Here is a 22,572-nt window from a genome sequence, read left to right as displayed (position 1 = left end):
TGCTAAAATACTCCAATCGAGCGGGGTTGGAGGGCAACGAAATGTCTCGATGGGGGAAAGCGGCGTCGCTTACGCTGCTGCTTTCGGCATGCGGTAGCGTCGCATCGGCTCAGCCAATATGCGCCGATGTCGCACTGGTACTGGCGATCGACGGATCGGGCAGCGTTACCAACAGCGAATATCGGTTTCAGAAATCGGCGATAGCGGCAGCCCTCAGGGATGATGGCGTCGTGTCGGCCTTGAAGGATGCCGGTACGGTGATGCTTTCCGCGGTGTTCTGGGGTGATGGCGAGTTTCCGACCGAAGATCTCGGCTGGTTCGTGGTCTATGACGGAGTGGGAGCAGAAGGTTTTGCCGAGGGGCTGGAGCGAAACGAACGGCACGTCTATGGCGACACCAATATCGGCAGCGGCCTCTGGTCCGCCCTCGACAAGTTATCTGAGCCCGGCGTCTGTGCGCGGCGCTTGATCATCAATCTGTCCGGCGACGGCCGCGAGACGATGCTGCCGAAACAGCGCGTCAGGGCGACGCTCTATCAGGCCCGCCTACGGACGATTAGGATGGGCGTGACGATCAACGCTCTTGCGATCGCCGACGATGATGACGGTCTTGCCGCATATTATGCGCAGGATGTCATACGCGGCACCGGCGGCTTCACAATGACAATCAGAAGTCAGGACGATTACGCTGCTGCTATCCGTCAGAAGCTGAAACGCGAACTGTCGCCGCGATTTGTTGCAAGCGTTGCCCAGCCCGCTTCTGCGCCCCACTGAATCGATGAGTGACGACGAAAACACGTGGTCGTTCGACCACTTGCAAAACAAACCGACCATCTGGTATGTTTAGGTATGACTGAAGCTCACGAACGTAAGAAGCAGCCGGAAATCGTTCGCCGCGCGCTTCTGGATTGCGCCGCCCAGATCTCGCAAGAACAGGGTCTGCCTGCAGTAACACTGCAGGCAGTGGCGGATGCTGCACATGTGACGAAAGGTGGGCTGCTGCACCATTTCCCCAACAAGCAGGCGCTCGTTCAGGCCGTTTTTCACGATCTTCTGGAGCAACTGGACGCCCAGATCGATGCGCTTCTGGAAGACGACCGGGACGCCTATGGCCGTTTCACGCGCGCTTACATCCGGGCCTTTGCCAATGCCGAGAGCCAGGGCGCGAGCAACTGGAACGCGCTTCCCCTCTCTTCGCTGACGGATCCCGAGATGAAGGCGATGTGGTCCGACTGGTACGCGTCCCGGCTTGCACGACACGCAGAAACGGATGCCGGACCTGAACTGGGTATTGCCCGTTATGCCGCCGATGGCCTCTGGCTTGCCGGCCTTCTGGAATATTCGGGCGTCGAGGCAACAGGCCAGGACGCCCTGATCGAACAACTCATATCAATGACACGAAAGACATAAGACGTGAATCCCGCCCTCATCACCTACGGCTCACTGCTCTCCGCCATCGCACTGGAAGTCGTCGGCACCACACTTCTGCAGCAGAGCCAGCAGTTCACCCGCATTCTGCCGACGCTCGGCATGGCTCTGTGTTACGGCGCGGCCTTCTATCTGTTGTCGATCACGCTGCGCGTGCTGCCGGTCGGCATCGCCTATGCGATCTGGAGCGGTCTCGGCATCGTGCTGATCTCGGCAGTCGGCCTGATCGTCTTTCGCCAGAGCCTGGACATGGCAGCAATGATCGGTCTCGGCTTCATCATCGCCGGCGTTGTCATCGTCAACGTCTTTTCGAAGACGGTTGCGCACTGAGCAATGCCAGCAAAAGTGGGTACCGGTTTTGTCTCCGGAATTGCGTGGAAATAAAGAATAGAGCGATTTAGCGATTCCGGCAGCCGAAACGCTCTAACCGCGTCAATTCGGTTGCAAAACCGCGATCCAGCACCGAAAGTGCCTTTTTGACGATCACTCCTCCCAAGGGATCAAAAACAAGGCATGGCAGCGCGGCAGCGGATCATTCCGGTCCGGCGGGAATATAACCGCTGGGTCGCCAACCAGACATTGGAAGATTACGCCCTTCGCTTCACCGCAAAGAGCGCGCGAAGATTTTCGTCCAGCCGTATCTCGCATACGGCGATCGGCGCGATCTCCTTTCTGGCGCTGGAGGCGATCGGCGGTGCGATCACCCTTTCCTACGGCACGACCAACGCCTTTTTCGCCATCATGGCGGCTGCGGTCGTCATGCTGCTTGTAGGGCTGCCGATCAGCCGTTACGCGATCCGCCACGGTGTCGATATCGACCTCCTGACCCGCGGCGCGTCCTTCGGCTATATCGGCTCGACGATCACCTCGCTGATCTATGCCAGCTTCACCTTCATGCTGTTTGCCATCGAGGCATCCATCATGACAGGCGCACTCGAACTCGCCTTCGGCATTCCCCTCTGGCTCGGTTACATCATCAGCGCAATCGTGGTGATCCCGCTCGTCATATACGGCGTGCAACTGATCTCACGCTTTCAGCTCCTGACCCAGCCCTTCTGGATCGTTCTCAACATCCTGCCCTTCATCTTCATCGCTTTTCTCGATTGGGAGAAATTCGATCTCTGGCGCGCCTTTGCCGGGATCGGGCATTCCAATGGCGAGATCGGCGGCACTGCCCCCTTCGACCTCGTGGAATTCGGAGCAGCATCCGCTGTCATTTTGGCGCTGATGCCGCAGATCGGCGAGCAGGTCGACTTCCTTCGCTTCCTTCCTCCCGAGGGCATGCGCAAATGGCGGCATAAGTTCGCCGTCTTCCTCGCCGGCCCCGGCTGGGTGGTGGTGGGCGTGCCGAAACTTCTGGCCGGCTCCTTCCTCGCCGTGTTGACCCTGTCGACGGCCGTCCCCGCAAACGAGGCAGCCGATCCGGCGCACATGTATCTGGCAGCCTTCGGCTACATGATCCCCAACGAGACGGCGGCACTGCTGCTAATGGCCGCCTTCGTCGTCGTTTCGCAGTTGAAGATCAACGTGATGAACGCCTATGCCGGGTCGCTCGCCTGGTCGAATTTCTTCTCGCGGCTGACCCACAGCCACCCGGGCCGCGTCGTCTGGCTGGTCTTCAACGTCGCCATCGCGCTTTTGTTGATGGAACTCGGTATCTACCGGCTGCTGGAGGAAACGCTCGGCATTTTCTCGATCGTCGCCATGAGTTGGCTCTGCACGATCTCCGCCGACCTGTTCATCAACAAACAGCTCGGGCTTTCCCCTCCTGGCATCGAGTTCAAGCGCGCCCATCTCTACGACATCAATCCGGTCGGCCTTGGTGCCATGTTCGGTGCGACGACAATCGCGCTTGCTGCGCATTTCGGCGCGTTTGGCGAGCTGATGGTGTCGCTCGCGACCTATGTTACCTTGTCCGCTTTCGTAATCTCCCCGGCGATCGCCTTCGCCACCCGCGGCAAATATTACCTGGCCCGCAAACCGCGCCAGAGCTGGAAGACGCTCGGTTCGATCACCTGTTCGGTTTGTGAACATCCTTTCGAACACGAGGACATGGCCTGGTGTCCGGCCTACGCGGCGCCCATCTGCTCGCTCTGCTGCTCGCTCGACAGCCGCTGCCACGACATGTGCAAGCCGCATGCGCGCCTCAACACACAGGTCGGAACGGTCGCCCGGACTTTCCTGTCCGACCGGATCATCGACAAGCTGACCACACGGCTCGGACGTTATGCAACGACAGCCGTCGTCTCGATCTCGTTGATCGGCTCGATTCTTGCCATGGTCGCCTATCAGGCGGGCGAAGCGGCACCGGCCAATGCGGAGATCATCTACGGCACGATCTCCATCGTCTTTTTCGTCTTCGCCATCATCGCCGGCATCGTCTCGTGGTTCTACGTTCTCGCCCATGACAGCCGAGTCGTCGCGGAAGAGGAATCTTCGCGCCAGAACACGTTGCTCCTGAAGGAAATTTCCGCCCACAAGAAGACCGATGCAGCACTCCAGGACGCCAAGGAAACGGCAGAGGCTGCCAACCGCGCCAAGAGCCGTTATGTCGTCGGCCTCAGCCACGAATTGCGCACACCGCTCAACGCCGTGCTCGGTTACGCCCAGATCCTCGAGCGTGACGAGACCATCCCTGCCCCGCGCCAGTCGGCGATCAAGGTCATCAAGCGTTCGGCAGATCATCTTTCAGGCCTGATCGACGGCCTTCTCGACATATCGAAAATCGAGGCGGGCCGTCTGCAAGTCTATTCCAACGAGATCAATATCCAGGATTTTCTAGACCAGATCGTCGAAATGTTCGGCCTTCAGGCTCAGGCCAAGGGTCTGGAATTCGAGCACATCCGCGCGGCCTCATTGCCGCACTATGTCCGCACCGACGAAAAGCGGCTGCGGCAGATTTTGGTCAACCTCCTGTCCAATGCGATAAAGTTCACCGATGAAGGCAGAGTGCGCTTCGAGATCGCCTATCGCAGCCAGGTCGCGACTTTCACCATTTCAGACACGGGGCGCGGCATTGCCGAAAAGGACCTCGGCCGGATCTACGAACCGTTCCAGCGCGGCGAGGCAGAAAGCGTGAGGCCGATGCCGGGGCTAGGTCTCGGCCTGACCATCACCCAGCTTCTCACCAACACCCTTGGCGGCGAGATCTCGGTCAAGAGCGTCAAGGACGAAGGCTCGACCTTCCGCGTGAGACTGATGCTGTCTGCCGTCGAGCGGCCGAACACCACACCCGCCACCGAGCGCAAGATCGTCTCCTACACCGGTCCGCGCCGCACGGTTGTCGTGGTCGACGACAATCAGGATCACCGTGACCTGATGCGCGAAGTGCTGGCTCCCATGGATTTCGTCGTGCTGACCGCTGCCGGCGGCCCGGAATGCCTGACGCTGATCGAGGGGGTGAAGCCCGACATATTCCTGATCGACATTTCCATGCCCGGCATGAGCGGCTGGCAGCTCGTAACCCGCCTGCGTGATGAAGGGCAGAATGCACCGATCATCATGCTCTCGGCCAATATCGGCGACGGAACGACGGCCGATGCTGCGGGCGAAGGCCATGACGATACGCTCTCCAAGCCGGTTAATCTGCGCCGGCTCGCCGACAAGCTCGCCTCACATCTCGGGCTCTCCTGGGTCTATGAGGGCGAAACACCGCCCTTGCCCATCGCTGCGGCGAAAAAACCGGTCATAAGTCCGGGGACGAGCCATGTGCAGGACTTGCTGCGCCTTGGAGAGATTGGTTACGTGCGGGGTATAGAAGCCAAGCTTGCCGATCTTGCCGCTGACGAGACCAATCGCCCCTTCGCGGACGAGCTTGGTTTCTATCTCAAGGCCTTCGACATGGCCGGCTACATGAAATTTCTGGAACGCCTGGACAAGGAGGAGATAAGCGATGGCTGACACCACGACGCCCCGCGACATCGTTCTTCTGGTCGATGACAGCCCCGATGCGCTCGGCTTTCTAACCGAAGCACTGGAGCAATCCGGCTTCTCCGTGCTGATCGCAACATCGGGTCAGTCGGCGCTCAATATCGTCGACAAGATCACGCCCGATCTCATTCTTCTCGATGCAGTCATGCCCGGCATGGACGGGTTTGAAACCTGCCGCCGGCTAAAAACCAATGCCGGTGTGGCACAGGTACCGGTGATTTTCATGACCGGCCTCACCGAGACGGAGCATGTCGTCCACGCACTCGGATCAGGCGGCGTCGACTATCTGACCAAGCCCATCAACATCGATGAACTCAGAGCCCGCATCCGCGTGCATCTCACCAATGCCCGTTCTGCTCAGAGCGCCCGAGTTGCACTCGATGCCGCCGGCCGGCACCTGCTTGCCGTCAGGGCTGACGGCAGCATTCAATGGTCGACGCCACAGGCAACCCGGCTGATCAATGCCGCCACCAACCGCGATGACGGTTTGGAACTGATTGCCGGGCGCATTGCGACATGGATGGCTGAGCGCGATCGTCCAGGCTTTTCGCGCGATGCCGCCTTCTCGCTAGAAGACGGCGATGAGAAGGGCCTGCAGCTCTCCTATCTTGGAGGCCTGAGTGCCGATGAATTCCTGTTCCGGCTGACGGCGAACAATCGTCGGCCCGGCGCTGAAGTCCTGCGCCAGCATTTCCCGCTGACGGCAAGGGAATCCGACGTCCTCCTCTGGATCGCCAAGGGCAAATCAAACCGCGACATCGGCGAAATTCTTGGCCTCTCCGCACGCACGGTCAACAAGCACCTGGAGCAGATTTACGTCAAGCTTGGCGTGGAAAACCGGGCATCGGCGGCAGTGAGGGCAGCACATGTCCTGCATGAGGACAGCTGAATACGCTTGACCTTGGCGCCCACGCGAACCTCGGAAAAATGTGCGCCATAGTTACATTCAACAAATAGAATATATTATATTCCTAATTACAATCTGACGTTCGTTGTTGCGCCGCAGCGAAGCGGATAAAGAGTCACGGCACCCACAAGGTCGAGCTGATGACATCCGACGATAGCAACTCTTCCATCGCCTCCCTCATCAACCTCGTAAAGACGTTGAAACAGGACAGCAACCGACGACACCTGTCGGCCTCCGAAAAGGAAGCCAGGATTTTTGACGTCATCACGAAGCTGGCGAAATTCCAGCCCGTTCCCGCTCAAGCCGCACCGATGACCTTCAGCGCTGAAGAAAGATAACGCGCAGCAAGATCATTGCCTCGTTTCTGGGCAAGCTCAAGCGCCGACCTGCAATGACTGGCAAGCGGATCGGGAATGCAAGAGGCGACATTGCTCGAAATTTCCATGATCGTGCCATTGTAGATGAACGGGGTCCCTGCATCATCCCTGAGACAACGACCGACGGAAAGCACATCCACAGCGCCTCGTTTGCCGTGATTGATGCGGTATTGCTCCTGATAGACAAGGCCGCTGGTAATTGCTCGATGAATGGATGCAGCGACCCTACTACGGTCTTCAACTGATATTCGCTCGATCAGCGACAGAATTGGTAGGCCCGCAGCCATGACGCTTGCGTCAATATCGAAGAGCTCCGCCAAGGCAACGTCGCCGTAGAACCGATCTTCAGCCAGATCCCAACTGAAAAAAGCCATCCCACAAGATAAAAATGCAGCACTGAGTTCAGTATTCAGCGGGGACATGCGAATCCTTTTCTGAAACATTCTCAGATCACTTATTTGAAATATAAGAAATTCGTAAATTACAGTTTATGACCTATTAAGAATTGGCCCCGTTTTTTTTGGGGGGGGGTAACAGAACGATCTCTTACCTGGAAACGAGAAAAGCCCGGTCGAAACCGGGCTTTTCCATGAAGCATCATATATCGGCTAGAGCTTAGCTGCCCTGCTGGAAGTAGCTGTACTTGCCGTCCGGACCCTTCTTCCATTCGTACATGACGTAGCCCGGAAGCTTGGGGTCGCCCTTTTCGTCGAAGGCGATGTCGCCGAGAACGGTCTTGAACGGACCCTTTTCGTGCAGGATCTTGGCAACGGCCTCGGCATCGTCCGCGCTTCCGGCAGCCTTGATGCCTTCGGCAATGATCTGGACGGCGGCGTAGGAGTAGAGCGTGTAGGCTTCCGGGTTGAAGCCGGCGGCCTTGAACTTCTCGACCAGTGCCTTGTTTTCCGGGATCAGCGTCGGGTCGGGGCCGAACGTGTTGAGCGTGCCTTCGACGGCATCGCCAGCGATCGAGGCAAGTTCGTTGGAGACGATACCGTCACCAGAAACGAGCGTTGCCTTGAGGCCTGCGTCCTTCGCCTGGCGGATGATCAAGCCGGCTTCTGTGTGGAGACCACCCCAGTAGATGATCGAAACGCCGGCTTCCTTCATCTTGGAGATGAGGGCGGAGAAGTCCTTGTCGCCGGTGTTGACACCTTCGCGCACGACTTCCTTCTTGCCGAGAGCGTTGTAAGCCTTCTTGGTTTCTTCAGCGAGACCCTGGCCGTAAGGCGTCTTGTCGTCGATGATCGCGATCTTGGCGTCAGCGAACTTTTCGGCAAGATACTTGCCGGCAACGCCGCCCTGCTGGTCGTCACGGCCGCAGGTGCGGAACGTATTCCACAGGCCGCGCTCGGTGAAGACCGGGTTGGTCGCAGCAGGGGTGATTTCGAGGATGCCGTTTTCGGCATAGACTTCCGAAGCCGGGATCGAAACGCCCGAGTTGAAGTGACCGACCACGTATTTGACGCCGTCGGCAACGAACTTGTTGGCGACAGATACACCCTGCTTGGCGTCGGAGACGTCGTCGCCGAGCGCGATCGTCAGCTTTTCGCCGTTGATGCCGCCAGCAGCATTGATGTCGGCGATAGCCTGTTCGGCACCCTTCTGCAGCTGTGCACCGAAGGCTGCGTTCGGACCGGTCAGCGGACCACCGACGGCGATGACGATATCAGCCCATGCATTGCCACCGAAGGCGACCATGGCCGACAGCGCAACTGCGGAAAGAAGAGACTTCTTCATAGAATAACTCCCAGTTATTATGAGGTGAGAGGTTTTTTGGGGTCCGACACAATACCCACCATTATTGCGCCGGAAGCTGTTCCACCTTTTGGTGTATTTATCTTTGCCAAAACCGATCTGAATTCAGAACTGTTCTGGTGTCAATCTTTCTTCTTCCATGAGAAAGCTGAGGTCGGCTCGTAGAGCCAGTAGTAGTTCTGGACCATCTGCCGGGTGCGGCGGATGCGGAAACCCGCAAGGGCGAAGCCGAACAGGAGAATGAGGTCCAGAATGAAGTAGAAGGCGTTGATGAACGGCCCTTGGAACAGCGCATAATGCAGGAACTGCATGGCGACGGTGAGCAGGACCGCATAGATCACGACTTCGCGATAGCCGTTCCAGCCCTCGGCCGCAGCCTTGCCGGACCGCCAGGCGGTCCAGAAGCCGAGCAAAAGCACGATGCCGCGCAGGAAATAGCGGACCACCGTATCGGTTTCGAAAAACAGGCCCTGCATGTCAGTATACTCCGCTGGCCGTAAAAATGGTGATCGCGCTCAATGCCGGCCTCCTTCGAGGTAGGCGGCACGGACTTCCGGATTGGCGAGAAGCTCCTTGCCGGAGCCACTCATCGTCACCTTGCCGTTGACCATGACATAGGCGCGGTCCGACAGTTTCAGCGCCGCGAATGCGTTCTGCTCCACGAGAAAGACGGTCAGCCCCTCCTCCTTATTGAGCGTCTTGATCGCTTCGAAAATGCCCTTGACGATCAGCGGAGCCAGACCGAGCGACGGCTCGTCCAGAAGCAGCAGTTTCGGACGCGACATCAGCGCGCGACCGATCGACAGCATCTGCTGCTCGCCGCCCGAAAGCGTGCCGCCGCGCTGGCTCTGCCGCTCCTTCAGGCGCGGGAACATGACGAAGACCTTCTCGACGTCTTCCTTGAAGTATTTCAGGTTGTCGAGATTGGCGCCCATCTGCAGGTTTTCCAGCACCGTCATGCGGGGGAAAATGCGGCGGCCTTCCGGCGACTGGGCGATGCGCTTGCGCGCGATCAGATGCGTCGGCAGCTTGGTAATATCCTCGCCGTCGAAGATGACCTGGCCGGTCTTAGCCTGCGGTGCCCCGCAGATTGTCATCATCAGGGTCGACTTGCCGGCGCCGTTGGCGCCGATCAGGCTGACGATTTCGCCCTTGTTGACCTCGACATCGACGCCCGAGAGTGCGCGGATATTGCCGTAGTAGGTTTCGACACCCTGGACCTTCAGGAGGGTTTCACCGGCCATCAGACGGTCCCCTCTTCGATAATGCCCTTGTCCAGCTTTTCCTCGATTTCTTCAACTTCATCATCCTCGACGCCGAGATAGGCTGCTATGACCTTCGGGTCGTTTTTCACATGATCCGGCGTGCCGTCGGAGATCTTCTGACCATATTCCAGAACGACGACATGGTCGGAAATCTCCATGACGACCGACATGTCGTGCTCGATCAGGAGCAGTGACGTGCCTTGGTCGCGGATGGCGCGCAACAGCGTGTTGAGCGTCAGGGATTCCTTCGGATTGAGACCGGCTGCCGGTTCGTCCAGGCACAGAAGTTCCGGCCCGGTGCACATGGCGCGGGCGATTTCCAGGCGGCGCTGCGCGCCATAGGAAAGGTCACCTGCCGGATCGTCGGCACGATCGACGAGATCGGCCATTTCCAGCCAGTATTGCGCCTTCTCGATCGCCGCCTTCGCGGCGTTCTTGTAGGTCGGCAAGCCGAGGAGACCGAGGATCGTGAAGCCCGAAGCCTTCATCAACACGTTGTGCTGTGCGACCAGCAGGTTTTCCAGAACCGTCAGGCCGGAAAACAGCCGGATGTTCTGGAAGGTGCGGGAGACACCCGCCACCTTGTTGATCTCGAAATCGCGCAGGCGCTCCAGCAGGAACTCCTTGCCGTTGTCGCGTGACAGCGTGATCATGCCCATGGTCGGCTTGTAGAAGCCGGTGATGCAGTTGAACACCGTGGTCTTGCCGGCACCGTTCGGGCCGATCAGTGCGGTGATTTCGCCGCGCTTGGCTTCGAACGAGAAGTCGTTGATGGCCATCAGGCCGCCGAACTTCATCGACAGGTGTTCGACCTTGAGGATAGCGTCTTTTGTCATTGTCATGGTCCCGGTCGTCATCAGCCGTGGCCTTCCTTGGTGAAGCTGCCGGAGACAGCTTTTCTCTCCTTCAGGAAGGCGGTTGGCTCACGGGTGCCGACAAAGCCGCGCGGCTTGAACAGCATGACGATGATCATCGCCAGACCGAAGAGCAGCATGCGGTAGAGTTCAGGCGTGAAGTCAGGCCCGAAGACATGCTTGAGGAACTCCATTTCGCGCAGCAATTCCGTGCCGCCGACCATGACGACCGCCGCAATGGCGATGCCGGTGAGCGATCCCATGCCGCCGAGAACGACGATAGCAAGGATGACCGCCGATTCCAGGAAGACGAAGCTTTCCGGAGAGACGAAACCCTGACGGGCGGCGAAGAACGAGCCGGCGAAACCGCCGAACATTGCGCCCGTAGCGAACGCCGTCAGCTTGGTGGTGACGGTGTTGATGCCGAGCGAACGGCAGGCGATCTCGTCCTCACGCAGTGCTTCCCAGGCGCGGCCGATCGGCATGCGCCGCAGGCGAATGGTGACGTATGCCGTCAGCATGCAGAGTGCCAGAATGATATAGAACAGGAACATCTTGTAATAGACCGACGAGGTCGGCAGACCCCAGGCCTTGGCAAAATTGTTCGGCGTGCCTGCGTCGAAGGACCAGATACCGAAGAAGGTCGCCTTCTCGATGCCCGAGATGCCGAACGTGCCGCGGGTGACATCCGTCCAGTTGATCAGCACGAGGCGGATGATTTCACCGAAGGCGAGCGTCACGATCGCAAGATAGTCTCCTCGCAGCCGCAGAACCGGGAAACCGAGGATAATGCCCCAGAGCGCGGCCAGAATGCCGGCCATCGGCAGGAGCAGCCAGAAGGAGAAGCCGAAATGGGCCGACAGCAGCGCGTAGGAATAGGCGCCGACCGCGTAGAAGGCGACATAACCCAGATCGAGCAGGCCCGCGAGGCCGACGACGATGTTGAGACCCCAGGCGAGCATCACGTAGATGAGGATCTGGATGCCAAAGTTGTCGACATATTTCAGCGAGCCCTGACGGCCGAAGATGAGCATTGCCAGGAACGGATAGCAGAGCAGGAAGATCAGTGCGATCTTGAGGAAATGCGTGCGGAAGAAGCCCTTCTCGTCCGAGATTTCCAGAACGCCGCTCTTCGCCTTGGCGAGCTTGCGGCTGTCGAGATGCGGCTTGATGAAACCGACCGTCACGAAGCGGCCGATGGCGGCAACCGCGACGAAGACCGCAAGCAGCCCCCAGCGCGTGCGCCAGACCAGCTGGTTGTTGATGTCCTGATAGGTCTCGATGCCGACGAACAGCAGGAACATGCCGAACGCGATCAGGCCCGCGAAAATGCCTTCCTTGATGGCCTTTGCCATCTGGCCGGACTGGTTGTTTTCAGTGGTGTAAGCCATGTCAGACCTTCTCCACTTCCGGACGACCGAGAATGCCGGTCGGCTTGAAGATCAGCACGATCGCAAGGATGGCGAAGGTCGCCACATCCTTGTAGGCAATCGAGAAATAGGCCGACCACAGGCTTTCGATCAGGCCGATCAGCAGCCCGCCGAGAACGGCGCCCGGCAGCGAGCCGATACCGCCAAGAACGGCTGCAGTGAAGGCCTTAACGCCCGGAATGAACCCGTCGTTGAAGGATGCGACACCGTAATACATCAGGTACATCGCCCCGGCGACCGCCGCGAGTGCTGCCCCCATGATGAAGGTGATCGAGATCGTCTTGTCGACATCGACGCCGAGTAGTGCCGCCATCTTGCGGTCCTGTTCGGTCGCGCGCTGGGCGCGGCCGAGCGGTGTCTTGTTCACGATGTACCAGAAGGCGAACAGCAGGATCGAGGTAATCACCACGATCAGGATCTGCTTCAGCGAAATGGTAATCGCGCCGAGGTGATAGGTGTCGGTGACAAGCGGTGGGATCGGCTTGTTGCGCGGTCCCTGCGTCACCTGGATGAAGTTCGACAGGGCGATCGACATACCGATCGCCGTAATCAGAGGCGCAAGGCGGAAGGATCCGCGCAACGGCCGGTAGGCCACGCGCTCGATCGTCCAGTTCCACAGGCCCGTCATCAGCATACCGACCAGCAGCATCAACAGCAGCAGCAGCGCTACCGGAATGCCGGCAAAGAAGGATGTCAGGATCAGGAAGATTATGAGGGCAGCGAAGCCGCCGAGCATGAAAATATCGCCATGGGCGAAGTTGATCATGCCGATGATACCGTAAACCATCGTATAGCCGATTGCCACGAGGCCATAGATGGATCCGAGAGTCAGCCCGTTGATGAGCTGCTGGATAAAGTATTCCATATAGTTTCCCCTAATGCGGTCCTTTGCGGCCGCACCATTCTTTCAAAGACCTGATGAGATCTTCAATTTTTTTGATTCCTATCCGTTTCGTTAAAAATGTGAAGTGCAAAAGAAAGAGGCAGATCAATTTTCACGAGCTTTTGCCCAGGATGGCGCAAATACACTCAGGAATGCCAGAAATGCGGCATGAACCTCACAGAAAATGAGCGTTTTCGGCGTGCAATAACGCCCTATCCAACCAGTGATTTTCTATAGAGTTTACAACTATCAAGAGCGCATTCGCGACCCGTTTGCGTCAAACAGCGGCACAGGCGGCAGGCGCGCCGGCAGCATTTCTCCCAGAATCTCAATCTGCCATCCATTCACCACCTCGGCGATCGCCTTCGGCACGTAGCCCATGGCGACCGAGACTCCGGATGCATGAGCATAACCGCCCGAAGTCACCCATCCCCTCACCTCTCCATCAAGCGAGATCGGCTCGTCGCCGATGACGTCGGCATCCACGGCATCAACGATCAGGGTGATGAGCCTCAATGCGCCGCCGGTAAGCTTTTCGTCGAGCACCGCCTCTTTACCTATGAAATCGGCCGGTTTGCTATAGGAGATGAAACGGCCAAGCCCCGCCTCCGCCGGCCCGTAGAGCGGACGATATTCCCGCGACCAACTGCCGAAGGATTTCTCGACGCGAAGAGCATTGAGTGCCCGCAGGCCGAAAAGCGAAATGGCGAACTCCGCACCCGCCTCCATCAACGCATCGAACAGATAGCGCTGATATTCCGGCTTCATCCAGATTTCGTACCCGAGATCACCGGTATAGCTGACCCGGCCGAGAATGACCGGCGCCATGCCGAGATCGATCTCGCGCACCGACATAAAGGGAAAGGCTCTATCCGATAGGTCGAGATGCGTCAGCTTCTGCAGCACCTCGCGTGCCTTCGGCCCGGCAACCGACAGGCCCAGCAGGCCGAGATTGAGCGTCTCCACCTCTACCGAACCATCTTCGGGCAGATGCTGCTCGAACCAGCGCATGTGATAATCCTCGGCAATGCCGGAACCGATCAACAGGAATTCCTCGCCTTCCAGCGTCGCCAGCGTGAAGTCGCCGATCATCTTGCCCGCCTCGTTCAGCATCGGCGTCAGCGCCATGCGCCCTTCCGGCGGAATACGGCCGGCAAGCATGCGATCCAGCCAGCTCCGCGCGCGCCCACCCGCGATCAGGTATTTGGCGAAACCCGAGGTTTCCATCATGCCGACGGAAGCACGCACCGCCTTTGCTTCGTTTCCGACATGGTCAAAATCGGTCGAGCGCCGCCAGGAGAAAGCGTCTTCGACACCTTCGGGGGCAAACCACAACGGTGTTTCCAGCCCGTAGGATGCGCCGAACACGGCACCGGCAGCCTTCAGCTTGTCGTAGATCGGCGTCGTCAGCAGTGGGCGGGCGCCGGGCAGCTCCTCGTTCGGATAGCGGATCGAAAAGCGGCGCGAATAGTTTTCCCGCACCTTGGCATTGGTGTAGCCGAGCGTCGCATAGTCGCCGTAGCGGCAGACATCCATGGCGAAAACGTCGAAACCCGGATCGCCGTTGATGATCCACTGCGCCAGCGCCAGTCCGACGCCGCCGCCCTGGGAAAAGCCGGCCATGACCGCGCAGGCCGACCAGAAATTCGTCACGCCGCGCACCGGCCCGACCAGCGGATTGCCATCCGGCGAAAAGGTGAAGGGGCCGTTGATGATCGTCTTGATCCCGGCAGTATTGAAGGCCGGAAAGTGCCGGAAGCCGACCTCAAGCTCACCGGAAATCCGCTCGATATCCTCGGCCAGCAACTCGTGCCCGAAGGTCCAAGGCGTCTCGATCGGCGACCACGGGCGGCAGTCCTTTTCATAGGTGCCCATCAGCATGCCGTTGCGTTCCTGGCGAATATAGATTTCGCCGTCAAAATCGACGCAATGCATCAGCTCGCGGCCGGACTTTTGGTTGAATTCGATCACCTCGGGCATGTCCTCGGTGATCAGATACATATGTTCCATGGCAAGCACCGGCAGTTCCAGCCCGACCATGCGGCCAACCTCACGCGCCCACAGCCCCGCAGCGTTGACGACGTGCTCGGCTCGGATCTCCCCCTTGTCCGTCACCACCCGCCACATGCCGTCCGGCAGCTGGATCAGCTCCTCCACCTTGGTGTGGAGATAGATTTCCGCCCCGTTCTTCTTCGCCGATTTCGCATAGGCGTGTGTCGTGCCGTAAGGATCGAGATGGCCCTCATGCGGATCAAAGACGGCGCCGACGAATTCCTTGGGATCGAGAAGCGGCATCATCTCATGCGCCTCTTCCACCGACACGAGCCGCGCCTCGCCGCCGGCATATTTCCCCTTGGCGAGTAGCGACTTGAACCAGTCGAAACGCTCGTTCGTCGCCGCCAGCATCAGGCCGGACGTCATGTGCAGCCCGATATCCTGGCCGGAATAGGCCTCGATCTCCTTGTAGAGCTCGACCGTGTATTTCTGCAGCTTGGCGACGTTGGGGTCACCGTTGATCGTGTGCATGCCGCCAGCCGCATGCCAGGTGGAACCGGAAGTAAGCTCGGACCGCTCGACCAGAACCACGTCCGTCCAGCCGAATTTCGTCAGATGGTAGAGGACGGAACAGCCGACGACACCGCCGCCGATCACCACAACCCGGGCATGGCTCTTCATTCAAATTCTCCGGTGAGAGCAGGACTTTCGTCATGCGTTGAATGCTGCAACTCACCGCAGCCTAATGACAATCAGAACGGCTCAGTAGACCGTTCTGCGAAGCCCAATGTCGCTTAGCGAAAAATACTTATCCAGTGAGCGTCATCAGTCATCACTCTGACTGACGATCCGCCTCACCACTCCGCAAAAGCGGCAGTCAGCGCGAACTCGCGGCCCATCTCCATCATTTCCTCGAATACCGAGCCTGCGAAGGAACGCGGCACGATGATCTCGAACGCCTCGGCTCCGGTGCGCGCCAGATTGGCAGCCACATGGCAGCAGAGCATGTTGGCCGAAGCGCCGATGGAGAATGCATCGGGATGCAGATCCACCGCCACGCATTTCGCCAGGATCTTGCGCACATTCGGGCCGGAAATCCTAAGCAGCACCCGGCCATCGCTCTGATCGATAGCCGAAGCGCCTGTGATTTCACCGAGAAGGTTCTCGACCACAGCAGCCCCTGACGCCGTCGAGACGACCAGCCACTCACCCGGCGCGCAGTCATGCAGCAGAGCACCCTCGATCGAATTCAGCGCTTGCTTGACGGAAGCCTCATTGCCGCGATGCGCCAACACCGAAAAAATCGCCGGACGGCGGATGACGGACAGATGGTTCGGATTGGCCTTGGCCTCGAAGCCTGCGAGATAATCTTCCAGCACATGCCGGTGATAGAGAGTGAGCGACATGATGGCTTACCCCTGAAGCTTGCTGTTATCGGGATCGACGAAGACGGGCGGGCAGACTTGCGCCAGCACCTCTTTCCCACGCAATCCATCCCACACGACGATGGTTTCGCCATAGCGTTCCCGGCCAGATTTCAGCATGGCAAGGCCGATCGTGTGACCGAGCGTCGGCGAGTGGCAGACCGAGGACACCCAGCCCTGGTCGCTTGCCATCGATGGCGGCACGTCTTCCTTCAGCAGATGCGCGCCGGCCAAAAATTCATCAAGCTTTTCCAACGGCCTCAAGCCCACGAGCTGCAACCGGTCGGCAGCGGTGAGGCCGAAACGGCTCGACTGCCGCTTGCCGATGAAATCCGGCTTTTGCAGCGCCATCATCCGGCCAAGGCCGAGATCGTCCGGCGTCGTGCGGCCATCCATCTCGCTATGGGTGACAAAACCCTTCTCGATGCGCAGGACATTGAGTGCCTCGACGCCATAGGCGCAGATCCCCTCACCCTTGCCCGCCTCCATGATCGCGTCCGCAACCGCCTCGCCGTAACCGGCCGGAACGGCAAGCTCATAAGCCAGTTCGCCTGAGAAGGAGATACGGAACAGCCGCGCCTTCAGCCCGCCGCGAAGCGTCACTGTCCTGGCGGCAAGATAAGGGAAGGCAACATCGGAAATATCGTCTTCCACCACCCGGCTCATGATCGTCCGGGCGCGGGGCCCGGCGAGCGACATCTGCGCCCAATGGTCGGTCGTGGAGACAAAACGAACGTCGAGGTCAGGCCAGAAGGTCTGCGACGCAAATTCCAGATGCGCCATCACTTCTGCCGCATAGGCTGTCGTCGAGGTCATCACATAGTGGTTCTCGGCAAGGCGGCTCGTGGTGCCGTCGTCGAAGATCATCCCGTCCTCGCGCAGCATAAGGCCATATCGCGCCCTGCCGACCGGCAGCTTGAGGAAATTGTTGCAATAGATACGGTTCAGGAATTCCGCCGCGTGGGTGCCGAAAATCTCGATCTTGCCGAGCGTCGAGACATCGCAAAGCCCGGCATTACTGCGGACATTCTTGACCTCGCGGTCGACGCTTTCCCGCCAGCTATTTTCCCCCGCGCGCACAAACCAGGCGGAGCGATGCCACAAGCCGGCTTCGACGAAAGTGGCCCCATTCTTTTTCGCCCAGTCATGCAAGGGCGATGTACGAACCGGAGCCGCATGCTCGCCGCGCGATGTTCCTGCCAGAGCACCGAAGGAGACCGGCGTGTAGAACGGCCGGAAGGTCGTGGTGCCGATCTCGGTCGGAGAGACGCCGCGCATGCCGGCAACGATACCGACCGTGTTGACGCCCCCAAGCTTGCCCTGATCGGTCGCCATGCCGGCAGTGGTATAGCGTTTGGTATGCTCGATATGGCCGAACCCTTCCCGCTGGGCGAGCCCGAGATCGCTCACCGCCACATCGTTCTGGAAATCGACAAAGGCCTTGTCCTTGGCCCCCGGCACATACCAGACCGGCGCGAAGGCCGGATCATATTCGCCTTCCACCTCGGGGATGTTCATCTCGTAGGCGGCAAAGCCGAGTTCGCGTGCAAGCGCCGTGGCTTTACCGGCGCCATCTTGCAGACAGGCCGAAATCGTATCGGCGCCGGCAGCGGAACCAGCAGCAATGAAGGCTGAACCGACATCCGGTGCCATGAAGGCCTGGGCTTCGTCGGACCAGACGGGTTTTGCGCCGCGCTGGCACATCAGGTGTACGATCGGCGACCAGCCGCCCGAGATCGCCAGCGCATCGCAGGCGATCTGTTCCTGAAAACCGGACCGTTCGGCAATCAGCGCATCGATGCGATTGCGGCCCCTGGTGCCGACGACACCACCATTGCGGATCACCCGCACGCCATCTGGCCCGACATCCGCAGACTGTGCGCGCGCATCGATGATTGCCGTGACATCGACGCCGGCCGCCACCAGATCGGCTGCCGTGCGATAACCCGATCCACCATTGGTAAAGATGGCGACCTTGCCGCCCGCCGCCACGCCATATCGGTTGGCATAGGTGCGCATCGCGCTCGCCGTCATCACGCCAGGCTTGTCGTTGCCGCCGAACACCAGCGGCCGCTCTTCCGAGCCGGACGCCAGAATGGCGCGCTTGGCGACGATGCGCCAGAGCCGTTCCATCGGCAGATCCGGCGACGGTGCGGAGACATGTTTCTGCACCCGCTCGACGGCACCGAAAACCATATCGTCATACCAGCCGAACACGGTCGTGCACGGCATCAGCGTGACATTTGGAAGTGCCGCCAGTTCCTCGATCATCGCCTTGGCGAAATCGGCAGCCGCAATACCGCCCACCGAGGCGCTTTCGGACAGAAGCGATCCGCCAAGCCGAAAACCTTCGTCCGAAAGGACCACGCGTGCACCGGCACGCCCTGCGGCAAGCGCCGCCATCAGGCCGGCGGGACCGGAACCGATAACCAGCAGATCGCAATGCACCCAGGATTTCTCGTAGCGGTCCGGGTCGGTCTGCATCGTCAGCTTGCCGAGGCCGGCTGCGCGACGGATTACCGGCTCGTAGAGCTTTTCCCAAAGCGCTGCCGGCCACATGAAGGTCTTGTAGTAGAAGCCAGCACCCAGCATCGGCGAAAGCAGGCCGTTTATCGCCCCGATATCGAACGACAATGAAGGCCAGCGGTTCTGGCTGACCGCCGTCAGCCCGTCGTAGAGCTCGGCAACGGTCGCGCGCACATTCGGCTCGGCGCGCGCGCCGGCGCCGATCGTCATCAGCGCATTCGGTTCGGCAGAGCCGGCCGTCACCGGACCGCGCGGACGGTGATATTTGAAGCTGCGGCCCATCAGCATCTGGTCGTTGGCAAGCAGGGCAGACGCGAGCGTGTCACCCTCGAAACCCTTGTAGCTCTTGCCGTCGAACGTGAAACTAAGCGGCTGCCCGCGATTGACCCGCCCTGCGGATCCGAGACGATAGGAGGTCATTCGCTCGGCTCCCGGATCGATGCGGCATCGGTGACGCTGAACACGTCGTGAGTCACGTTGTCGCGGTCGACAATCAGCCAGCGGCGGCAGCCGGCCGCATGGTGCCAGTATTCCTGGTAACGGCCTTTCGGATTTTCCCGCAGATAGACGTAGGCGTGCCAGTCCTCCTCGCTCGCGGCAGGATGAGGGCGCGCCAGCGCCGCGCCGCGAATGGAAAACTCTTCCTTGGGTCTGGTACCGCAATGCGGACAGGTAATCAGGCTTGCCATGGACTATCTCAGTGAATGTTCGGCTGGGGGCCTTTGCCCGCTTCGTCGATCATGTGGCCGCGCTCGAAGCGGTCGAGCCGCAGGAAGCGTGAAACATGGTGGCTCTCGTTCTTGGCGATCAGGTGAGCGAAACAAAAGCCCGAGGCGGGCGTCGCCTTGAACCCGCCGTAACACCATCCCGCATTGAGGTAGAGATTGTCGATCGGCGTCCGGTCGATGATCGGCGAACCATCCATCGACATGTCCATCACCCCACCCCATGAGCGCAGAACCTTGCCGCGGGATAGGCCGGGGATAAGCGAGACGCCCTCTTCCATCGTGTGCTCGACGGTCGCGAGATTGCCGCGCTGGGCGTAGGACGAATAATAATCGATATCCGCACCGAAAACCAAACCGCCCTTGTCCGACTGCGAAATGTAGAAATGCCCGGCGCCGTAGACGATCACATGATCGATCGCCGGTTTGATCCCTTCCGAGACGAAAGCCTGCAGCACATGAGTTTCGATCGGCAGTTCCAGCCCGGCCATGCGCGCGGTCTCGGAAGAATGGCCGGCAGTCGCCAGCGCCAATTTGTTGCAGCCGATGAACCCTTTGTTGGTTTCGACGCCTGTCACCCGGCCCTGCTCGTCGCGGCGGATGGCGTTTACCTCGCAATGCTGGATGATATCGACGCCGCGCATGTCGGCGCCGCGCGCATAACCCCAGGCAACCGCATCGTGCCGGACGGTTCCGCCGCGCTTCTGCAGCAGGCCTGCGAGGATCGGGAAACGGGCGTGGTCGTAATTGAGATAGGGCATCAGCGCCTGAAGCTGCTTGCGGTCGAGCAATTCCGCATCGACGCCGTGCATGCGCATGGCATTTCCGCGCCGCGCATAGGCGTCGCGCTGGCCGTCGGAATGGGCGAGCATCATCACGCCGCGTTGGCTGACCATGGCGTTATAGTTGAAATCCTGCTCAAGCCCTTCCCACAGCTTCAGCGAAAATTCGTAGAACGGGATATTGCCTTCGAGCAGATAGTTGGAGCGGATGATCGTCGTGTTTCGGCCGACATTTCCGGAGCCGATATAGCCTTTTTCCAGCACCGCGATGTTGGTGATGCCGAATTCCTTGGCAAGATAATAGGCCGTCGACAGGCCATGCCCGCCGCCACCGACAATGATCACATCGTAATGCGATTTCGGCTCCGGCTCACGCCAGGCCGGTTTCCACAGCCGGTTGCCCGAAAGCGCCTGCTTGATGATCGAATATGCCGAATATCGCATCCATCCGTCCCGTTCATGTCCGGTCCACCTTCGCATATGCAGGGATAAGGACAAGCGCAATGAGGACACCACCGGTTCCGTTTGCGACAGCTTTCCCTACATCACATCAGGTTCTTGCGCCGATAGGACGCAGCCCGCGACACTATCCCCGAAGCAGACCGCGGGGATGAATAGCAAGGTCGCGCAAGTGCTTTCAATAGCTTGGCTTCAACTTCGTCCCCGCAGCATCGGCACGGCCGTAAAATCCGGCAAACATAGTTGCCGGAGATGACCATGAGCGACCGCACCACCAATCTCGACATGCCTTTCATAATGCCCTCGCAGGCACAGAAACACGTCACCCATAACGAGGCCCTGCTGCTGCTGGATGCGATCGTTCAGCTTTCCGTGATCGGGGAAAGCGTCGGCCCTCCGGAGACACCTGAGCCGGGAGATCGCTTCGTCGTCGCAACCGACGCCACGGATGCATGGAGCGGTCGCGGGGGCCGGATCGCCATCTGGCAGGATAGCTACTGGGCCTTTGCGAAGCCGGGCACGGGCTGGCGCGCCTGGTTCGAGATAGACGCCAGGCTGAAGGTGTTCGATGGATCGGCGTGGCAGGATTTAGCCTTGCCCGAAAATGCCGGCGTCATGACGCTTGGCATCTCTGCCGCCGCCGACGATACCAACAGGCTTTCTCTCTCTTCTCCCGCCAGCCTGTTCAACCATGCGGGCGACAGCCATCGGCTGAAGATCAACAAGGCGTCCGCAGCAGATACAGCCACACTGCTTTTCCAGTCCGGTTGGACGGGACATGCGGAAATGGGGCTGGCAGGAAACACCGATTTTTCCATCAAGGTCAGCGATGGATCAGAATGGAAGACCGGCCTTGTGATAGACGGCACCGGCCGCATCACCACGCCCAACCAGCCGGCAGCAAGGCTCTATCGCAGCGGCACGAGTTTCACCCCGACCTCGGGACAACAGAGCGGCATGTCGGACTTCGCCTTGAACCGGGGCGGCTTTACGCTCGGAGCGGCTGTTGCGGGCGGGGGCAACGCGATCGTCATACCCGCAACCGGCCTTTATCTTATAGCCCTCACGCTTTCTATGGCAGCGGCGGCCGCCGCCTATGGCGTGACGGTTTCGCGCAATGGTAGTCCGGGCCTGCTGACGCTTGCCGGCGCGGCCGGGAATTCCACGACATTGTCGTCTTCCGCTATCGCCCAATTGCAACAAGGGGATACGCTGACATTCAGCCATACAGGTTCCGCCACGCTCAATGCCGGACCAACAGGAACTATCCTTTCAGTCGCAATGATTTAGCGAAAAAACTTCAAAAAATGATACAGGCCCGTGCCAAATTCGCACAGCCCGACACGCTCAATTCGACTTTCTCGCCCTCTTCCCCTCCCCTGCAAGCCTTATTTCGCAGGGGATTGAGGGCTAAGGCACAGAAAAAATACGACCTTTGCGAGTTAGGTCACATTTGCGGAACCTGTTTAGTCAAATGTTAAAACTGCCGGACTAGGCTCTCCGGCGTGGTCTTGTGTTGTGTAGAGAGTTCCAATGACCGAAATGATCCGTCCACGAGTTAAATATGTCATCGGCCCCGATGGCAGCCCGCTTACGATTGCGGACCTTCCCCCGGCCAATACGCGCCGCTGGGTTATCCGTCGTAAGGCTGAGGTTGTCGCGGCTGTTCGCGGTGGCTTGTTGAGCTTGGAGGAAGCCTGCGACCGTTATACGCTTACCGTCGAAGAATTCCTCTCCTGGCAGTCCTCGATCAACGATCATGGCCTTGCCGGCCTGCGTACGACGCGTATCCAGCAGTACCGCCACTAGGCGCATCCGGCGAAAAGCCAC

Annotated in this window: 19 protein-coding genes; 7 read left to right on the top strand and 12 right to left on the bottom strand. The window is 59.5% G+C overall.

Annotated elements, in window-relative coordinates; all coding sequences use genetic code 11:
* Positions 1-41: 41 nt before the first annotated feature.
* The 5 genes from MRBLMR1_RS03160 (at position 42) to MRBLMR1_RS03140 (ending at position 6,246) form a co-directional block, all read left to right on the top strand.
* On the top strand, positions 42-773 hold the full coding sequence (locus MRBLMR1_RS03160; protein ID WP_148145810.1) for a DUF1194 domain-containing protein: 732 nt from the start codon (positions 42-44) through the stop codon (positions 771-773).
* 75 nt (positions 774-848) lie between these two features.
* Positions 849-1,409 (top strand): TetR/AcrR family transcriptional regulator, encoded by a 561-nt coding sequence (locus MRBLMR1_RS03155; RefSeq protein ID WP_148145811.1) that lies wholly within the window; start codon positions 849-851, stop codon positions 1,407-1,409.
* 3 nt (positions 1,410-1,412) lie between these two features.
* On the top strand, positions 1,413-1,757 hold the full coding sequence (locus tag MRBLMR1_RS03150) for an SMR family transporter (RefSeq protein WP_148145812.1): 345 nt from the start codon (positions 1,413-1,415) through the stop codon (positions 1,755-1,757).
* A gap of 183 nt (positions 1,758-1,940) precedes the next feature.
* Entirely contained in the window at positions 1,941-5,327 is a 3,387-nt protein-coding gene (locus tag MRBLMR1_RS03145) for an ATP-binding protein (RefSeq protein ID WP_148145813.1), read from the top strand.
* Positions 5,320-6,246, top strand: coding sequence for a response regulator (locus MRBLMR1_RS03140; protein WP_148145814.1), 927 nt, complete (start codon positions 5,320-5,322; stop codon positions 6,244-6,246). The genes MRBLMR1_RS03145 and MRBLMR1_RS03140 overlap by 8 nt, the downstream gene beginning before the upstream one ends.
* Positions 6,247-6,562: 316 nt before the next feature.
* Here the strand turns inward: MRBLMR1_RS03140 and MRBLMR1_RS03135 are convergent, their stop codons facing one another.
* The 12 genes from MRBLMR1_RS03135 to MRBLMR1_RS03080 all read right to left on the bottom strand — a co-directional run bounded on the left by MRBLMR1_RS03135 (position 6,563) and on the right by MRBLMR1_RS03080 (position 20,727).
* Positions 6,563-7,063, bottom strand: coding sequence for a PAS domain-containing protein (locus MRBLMR1_RS03135; protein WP_183685232.1), 501 nt, complete (start codon positions 7,061-7,063; stop codon positions 6,563-6,565).
* Positions 7,064-7,256: 193 nt separating this feature from the next.
* A complete protein-coding gene (locus tag MRBLMR1_RS03130; RefSeq protein WP_148145816.1) occupies positions 7,257-8,381 on the bottom strand; it encodes a branched-chain amino acid ABC transporter substrate-binding protein in 1,125 nt (374 codons plus the stop codon).
* A gap of 140 nt (positions 8,382-8,521) precedes the next feature.
* On the bottom strand, positions 8,522-8,875 hold the full coding sequence (locus MRBLMR1_RS03125; protein WP_112454103.1) for a DUF6867 family protein: 354 nt from the start codon (positions 8,873-8,875) through the stop codon (positions 8,522-8,524).
* A gap of 39 nt (positions 8,876-8,914) precedes the next feature.
* The gene (locus tag MRBLMR1_RS03120; RefSeq protein ID WP_148145817.1) at positions 8,915-9,643 is read right to left on the bottom strand and encodes an ABC transporter ATP-binding protein; all 729 of its coding nucleotides are present in this window, start codon (positions 9,641-9,643) and stop codon (positions 8,915-8,917) included.
* Positions 9,643-10,521, bottom strand: coding sequence for an ABC transporter ATP-binding protein (locus MRBLMR1_RS03115; protein ID WP_148145818.1), 879 nt, complete (start codon positions 10,519-10,521; stop codon positions 9,643-9,645). Before MRBLMR1_RS03115 ends, MRBLMR1_RS03120 begins: the two co-directional genes overlap by 1 nt.
* The gene (gene livM, locus MRBLMR1_RS03110; protein WP_500064030.1) at positions 10,521-11,873 is read right to left on the bottom strand and encodes a high-affinity branched-chain amino acid ABC transporter permease LivM; all 1,353 of its coding nucleotides are present in this window, start codon (positions 11,871-11,873) and stop codon (positions 10,521-10,523) included. Before livM ends, MRBLMR1_RS03115 begins: the two co-directional genes overlap by 1 nt.
* 37 nt (positions 11,874-11,910) lie before the next feature.
* A complete protein-coding gene (locus MRBLMR1_RS03105) occupies positions 11,911-12,813 on the bottom strand; it encodes a branched-chain amino acid ABC transporter permease (protein WP_148145820.1) in 903 nt (300 codons plus the stop codon).
* A gap of 267 nt (positions 12,814-13,080) precedes the next feature.
* Entirely contained in the window at positions 13,081-15,507 is a 2,427-nt protein-coding gene (locus tag MRBLMR1_RS03100; RefSeq protein WP_148145821.1) for an FAD-dependent oxidoreductase, read from the bottom strand.
* Between the two features lie 173 nt (positions 15,508-15,680).
* A complete protein-coding gene (locus tag MRBLMR1_RS03095; RefSeq protein ID WP_148145822.1) occupies positions 15,681-16,232 on the bottom strand; it encodes a sarcosine oxidase subunit gamma family protein in 552 nt (183 codons plus the stop codon).
* Between the two features lie 6 nt (positions 16,233-16,238).
* Positions 16,239-19,196 (bottom strand): sarcosine oxidase subunit alpha family protein, encoded by a 2,958-nt coding sequence (locus tag MRBLMR1_RS03090; RefSeq protein ID WP_148145823.1) that lies wholly within the window; start codon positions 19,194-19,196, stop codon positions 16,239-16,241.
* Positions 19,193-19,465: a sarcosine oxidase subunit delta gene (locus tag MRBLMR1_RS03085; protein WP_148145824.1), complete on the bottom strand. Its 273-nt coding sequence runs from the start codon at positions 19,463-19,465 to the stop codon at positions 19,193-19,195. The genes MRBLMR1_RS03090 and MRBLMR1_RS03085 overlap by 4 nt, the downstream gene beginning before the upstream one ends.
* 8 nt (positions 19,466-19,473) lie before the next feature.
* A complete protein-coding gene (locus MRBLMR1_RS03080; RefSeq protein WP_148145825.1) occupies positions 19,474-20,727 on the bottom strand; it encodes a sarcosine oxidase subunit beta family protein in 1,254 nt (417 codons plus the stop codon).
* 273 nt (positions 20,728-21,000) lie between these two features.
* Here MRBLMR1_RS03080 and MRBLMR1_RS03075 point away from each other — a divergent pair, with 273 nt between their 5' ends.
* Together MRBLMR1_RS03075 and sciP are read left to right on the top strand one after the other, a co-directional pair.
* Entirely contained in the window at positions 21,001-22,032 is a 1,032-nt protein-coding gene (locus MRBLMR1_RS03075) for a DUF2793 domain-containing protein (RefSeq protein ID WP_183685234.1), read from the top strand.
* 243 nt (positions 22,033-22,275) lie between these two features.
* A complete protein-coding gene (gene sciP, locus MRBLMR1_RS03070) occupies positions 22,276-22,551 on the top strand; it encodes a CtrA inhibitor SciP (protein WP_105414767.1) in 276 nt (91 codons plus the stop codon).
* The last annotated feature ends 21 nt before the right edge of the window (positions 22,552-22,572 follow it).

Origin of the sequence: Neorhizobium sp. LMR1-1-1.1 (genome assembly GCF_040675795.1) — a bacterium.
GTDB classification, from domain to species: Bacteria; Pseudomonadota; Alphaproteobacteria; order Rhizobiales; family Rhizobiaceae; genus Neorhizobium; species Neorhizobium cellulosilyticum.
This window is presented reverse-complemented; position numbering and strand designations above follow the sequence as displayed.

Excerpts from the sequence above, each read along its gene's own strand:
- MRBLMR1_RS03160 (WP_148145810.1), top strand. The coding sequence starts at position 42 with ATGTCTCGATGGGGGAAAGCGGCGTCGCTTACGCTGCTGCTTTCGGCA.
- MRBLMR1_RS03155 (WP_148145811.1), top strand. The coding sequence starts at position 849 with ATGACTGAAGCTCACGAACGTAAGAAGCAGCCGGAAATCGTTCGCCGC.
- MRBLMR1_RS03145 (WP_148145813.1), top strand. The coding sequence starts at position 1,941 with ATGGCAGCGCGGCAGCGGATCATTCCGGTCCGGCGGGAATATAACCGC.
- MRBLMR1_RS03140 (WP_148145814.1), top strand. The coding sequence starts at position 5,320 with ATGGCTGACACCACGACGCCCCGCGACATCGTTCTTCTGGTCGATGAC.
- MRBLMR1_RS03135 (WP_183685232.1), bottom strand. The coding sequence starts at position 7,063 with ATGTCCCCGCTGAATACTGAACTCAGTGCTGCATTTTTATCTTGTGGG.
- MRBLMR1_RS03130 (WP_148145816.1), bottom strand. The coding sequence starts at position 8,381 with ATGAAGAAGTCTCTTCTTTCCGCAGTTGCGCTGTCGGCCATGGTCGCC.
- MRBLMR1_RS03125 (WP_112454103.1), bottom strand. The coding sequence starts at position 8,875 with ATGCAGGGCCTGTTTTTCGAAACCGATACGGTGGTCCGCTATTTCCTG.
- MRBLMR1_RS03120 (WP_148145817.1), bottom strand. The coding sequence starts at position 9,643 with ATGGCCGGTGAAACCCTCCTGAAGGTCCAGGGTGTCGAAACCTACTAC.
- MRBLMR1_RS03115 (WP_148145818.1), bottom strand. The coding sequence starts at position 10,521 with ATGACGACCGGGACCATGACAATGACAAAAGACGCTATCCTCAAGGTC.
- livM (WP_500064030.1), bottom strand. The coding sequence starts at position 11,873 with ATGGCAAAGGCCATCAAGGAAGGCATTTTCGCGGGCCTGATCGCGTTC.
- MRBLMR1_RS03105 (WP_148145820.1), bottom strand. The coding sequence starts at position 12,813 with ATGGAATACTTTATCCAGCAGCTCATCAACGGGCTGACTCTCGGATCC.
- MRBLMR1_RS03100 (WP_148145821.1), bottom strand. The coding sequence starts at position 15,507 with ATGAAGAGCCATGCCCGGGTTGTGGTGATCGGCGGCGGTGTCGTCGGC.
- MRBLMR1_RS03095 (WP_148145822.1), bottom strand. The coding sequence starts at position 16,232 with ATGTCGCTCACTCTCTATCACCGGCATGTGCTGGAAGATTATCTCGCA.
- MRBLMR1_RS03090 (WP_148145823.1), bottom strand. The coding sequence starts at position 19,196 with ATGACCTCCTATCGTCTCGGATCCGCAGGGCGGGTCAATCGCGGGCAG.
- MRBLMR1_RS03085 (WP_148145824.1), bottom strand. The coding sequence starts at position 19,465 with ATGGCAAGCCTGATTACCTGTCCGCATTGCGGTACCAGACCCAAGGAA.
- MRBLMR1_RS03080 (WP_148145825.1), bottom strand. The coding sequence starts at position 20,727 with ATGCGATATTCGGCATATTCGATCATCAAGCAGGCGCTTTCGGGCAAC.
- MRBLMR1_RS03075 (WP_183685234.1), top strand. The coding sequence starts at position 21,001 with ATGAGCGACCGCACCACCAATCTCGACATGCCTTTCATAATGCCCTCG.
- sciP (WP_105414767.1), top strand. The coding sequence starts at position 22,276 with ATGACCGAAATGATCCGTCCACGAGTTAAATATGTCATCGGCCCCGAT.